1 protein-coding gene is annotated in these 3,954 nt (G+C 74.7%); it reads left to right on the top strand.

Annotated features, from left to right (window positions below; translation table 11 throughout):
* The coding region (locus tag QR77_RS03215; protein ID WP_236710518.1) for a type I polyketide synthase at positions 1–3,954 on the top strand (3,954 nt) is incomplete at both ends.

The raw sequence follows: 3,954 nt of genomic DNA, 5'->3' as shown, positions 1-3,954 counted from the left end.
GAACCAGCCGCCGGGGTGGTTGAGGGCACGGCGGACACCGACGGGAAGGTGGCGTTCGTCTTCCCCGGCCAGGGCGCCCAGTGGGCGGGCATGGCCCGTGGCCTCCTCGACACCTCGCCGGTGTTCGCCCGGGCCATGGCCGACTGTGCCGAGGCCCTCGCCCCGTTCGTCGACTGGTCGCTGTACGACGTCGTCGACGACGCGGCCGCGCTGGAGCGTGTCGACGTCGTACAGCCGGTGCTGTGGGCGGTCATGGTGTCTCTGGCCGCCCTGTGGCGCTCGTACGGCGTCGAACCGGCCGCCGCGGTGGGCCACAGCCAGGGCGAGATCGCGGTGGCCTGCGTGGTCGGTGCGCTGACCCTGGACGACGGAGCGCGCGTGGTGGCCCTGCGCAGCAGGGCCATCGCGGAGTCCCTGTCGGGCCTCGGCGGCATGGTCGCGCTGCCGCTGTCCGAGCCGGACGCGGCCGAACTCCTCGCCGGACACGGGAACGGCCTGTCCCTCGCGGCGGTGAACGGGCCGGCCTCCACCGTGGTGTCGGGAGAGTCGGCCGCGGTGGAAGACCTGCTGGCGGCGTGCGAGACGGCGGGCGTCAGGGCCCGCCGCATACCGGTGGACTACGCCTCCCACTCGGCGCGGGTCGAAGCGATACGCGACCGGTTGCTGGCCGACCTCGCCCCCGTGTCCCCGAGGCCGTCGTCCGTGCCGGTCTACTCGTCCGTCACCGGTGAACTGATCGACACGAGCACCTGGGACGCCGCGTACTGGTACCGGAACCTGCGGGAGACGGTGCGCTTCGATGCCGCGAGCCGGGCCATGGCCGACGCGGGCGCCACGGTGCTGCTGGAAGTGAGCCCGCACCCGGTGCTGGTGTCAGCGCTCCAGGAGACCCTCGACGCGGGCGGACCCGCCCACCCCGGGCGGACGGCCGTCGGCACCCTGCGCCGGGAGGACGGCGGTCCCCGCCGGTTCCTGCTGGCCCTGAGTCACCTGCACGCCTACGGCGTGGACGTCGACTGGGAGGCCGTGTTCCCCGGGGCGCGTGCGGTGGACCTGCCGACGTACGCGTTCCGGCGCGGGCGGTTCTGGCCCGAGCCGACGGCGTCCCTGCCGCGCGCCGACGCGGAGTTCTGGTCCGCCGTGGAGCGCCGGGACGTGGGGATGCTGTCCGCCGCCCTGGGCGTGGACGGCGAGGCCCTGGCCCCGATGCTCCCAGCTCTGTCGTCGTGGCGCTCGCGTTCCGCGAGCGGGCCGGCGGTGGACGGGTGGCGGTACCGGGAGGCGTGGGTGCCGTTGGCGGTGCCGGATGTGGTTCCCGGCCGCTGGCTGGTGGTGGTCCCCGCCGCGCTGGAGAGGGAGCCGTGGGTGTCGCGGGTGGTGACGGCCATGGGGCCGTCGGCCGAGGTGATGGTGTGTCACGCGGCGGACCGCGCCTCCCTCGGCGCCGAACTGACCGCGGTGGCCGGTGCGGGGGGCCCACTCGCCGGTGTCCTGTCCCTGCTGGCCTCGGCGGACGCGGCACCGGAGCCCACCCTGGCCCTGGTCCAGGCGGTGCTGGACGCGGGTATGACGGCTTCGGTGTGGGCGGTGACGCGTGGCGCGGTCTCCGCGTCGGCCGGTGATCGCGTGCCGATGCCCGACCAGGGTGCGGTATGGGGGCTGGGCCGGGTGGCGGCCCTGGAACACCCGGGCGTGTGGGGCGGGTTGGTCGATCTGCCCGAGGAGGCGGACGCCCGGGTGGCGGAGTGGCTGGCGGGTGTGGTCTCGGGGGACACCGGCGAGGATCAGGTGGCGGTGCGGTCGGCCGGCGCGTTCGGCCGTCGTCTGGTGCGTGCTCCCGCGGAGGGTTCGGGCGGGTCCTGGCCGACGTCGGGGACGGCGTTGGTGACGGGTGGCACGGGCGGTCTGGGGAGGTGCGTGGCGCGATGGCTGGTGGGGTGCGGCACCGAGCACGTGGTACTGGTGAGCCGCCGCGGCCCCGATGCCGAAGGGGCCGGCGCGGCGCGGGCGGAGCTGGAGGCCGCGGGCGCCCGGGTCACGATCGCCGCGTGCGATGTGGCCGACCGTGACGCGCTGGCCCGGGTGATCGAGGGGATCCCGGCCGACGTTCCGTTGCGCACCGTGATCCACGCCGCCGGCGCCGTGGCCGATGTCCCCCTGGAGTCACTGACACCGGAGGGGCTCCGCTCGGACCTGCGGGGCAAGGCCACCGGAGCGCGGCATCTCGACGCGCTCACCCGCGACATGACCCTGGACGCGTTCGTACTGTTCTCCTCCGGCGCGGCGGCGTGGGGGAGTGGCGGCCAGGCCGGGTACGCGGCGGCCAACGCCGTCCTCGACGCCCTCGCCTTCCACCGCCGCGCGCGGGGGCGTACGGCCACCTCCGTCGCGTGGGGTGCGTGGGACGGGGCGGGACTTCTCGCCGTGCTTCCGGGACGACGCGACAAGTTGAGCCGGCTGGGCGTCATGCCCATGCGGCCGGAACTCGCCATCGCCGCGCTGGAGCGTGCCCTGCGTGACGACGAGACCTCCCTCGTCGTGACAGACACCGACTGGGCCCGCTTCGTACCGGCCTTCACCGCGGTACGTCCCAGCCCGCTTCTGTCCGGGCTGGCGGAGGCCGCCCGGGCGCTGGACGCCGGGCGCCGGGAATCCGGCGGGTCCGACGCCGACGACGCTGCCCGGCGGCTGGCGGACCTGCCCGCGCGGGAGCGGCGGGCCGTCTTGCTGGCGCTGGTCCGCGACAACGCCGCCGCGGTGCTGGGCCACCCGGCCGGCACCCGGATCGATGCCGATCAGGCGTTCCGCGACCTCGGCTTCGACTCGATGACCGCGGTGGAGCTGCGCAATCGCCTCGTGACCGCGACAGGACTCGCCCTCCCGACCACCCTCGTCTTCGACTACCCGACAGCGACCCGGCTGGCGGACCACCTGCTGTCGCATTTCGGCGACACCCTTGTGACGGCCGCGACACCGCTGCCGTCGGCGGTGCCGACCGCCGACGACCCGATCGTGATCGTGGGCATGGCGTGCCGGTACCCCGGTGGCGTCACCGGACCGGCGGACCTGTGGCGCCTGGTGAGCGAGGGCGTGGACGCGACCGGCGACTTCCCCGCCGACCGCGGCTGGGACATCGCCGAGTTGTACGACCCCGAGGGCGTCCGGCCCGGGACCACCACGACACGGCGGGGCGGATTCCTCGACGAGGCCGGTGACTTCGACGCGGCGTTCTTCGGGATCTCGCCGCGCGAGGCGCTGGCGATGGATCCGCAGCAGCGGTTGCTGCTGGAGACCTCGTGGGAGGCCCTGGAGCACGGCGGGATCGACCCGAAGTCGCTGGCGGGGGCCCCGATCGGGGTGTTCGCGGGCGCGTACAAGTCCGGCTACACCGAGGTCGTGAGCCGGCTGGGCGAAGAGGTGCGCGGGTTCCTGCTCACCGGCGGTTCGTCGAGCGTGGTGTCCGGCCGGGTGGCCTACACGCTGGGCCTGGAGGGTCCCGCCATCACCGTGGACACGGCGTGCTCGTCCTCGCTGGTGGCCATGCACCTGGCCGCGCAGTCGCTGCGCTCGGGCGAGTGCACCCTGGCGCTGGCCGGCGGCGTCACCGTCATGGCCGACGCCGACGCCTTCGTGCTGTTCTCCCTCCAGGGCGGGTTGGCACCGGACGGGCGGTGCAAGGCGTTCGCCGACACCGCCGACGGTACGGGCTTCGCCGAGGGCGTCGGGATGGTCGTCCTGGAGCGCCTGTCCGACGCGCGCCGCAACGGGCACCGGCCGCTCGCCGTGCTGCGTTCCAGTGCCGTGAATCAGGACGGCGCTTCGAACGGTCTCACGGCTCCGAACGGTCCGTCGCAGGAGCGGGTCATCCGGCGGGCGCTGGCCGCCGCGGGACTGGAGTCCCGTGACGTGGACGCTGTGGAGGCGCACGGCACCGGGACGACACTGGGCGATCCC

Source organism: Streptomyces sp. 150FB, assembly GCF_000818195.1.
In the GTDB taxonomy this organism is placed as follows: Bacteria; Actinomycetota; Actinomycetes; order Streptomycetales; family Streptomycetaceae; genus Streptomyces.
This window is presented reverse-complemented; position numbering and strand designations above follow the sequence as displayed.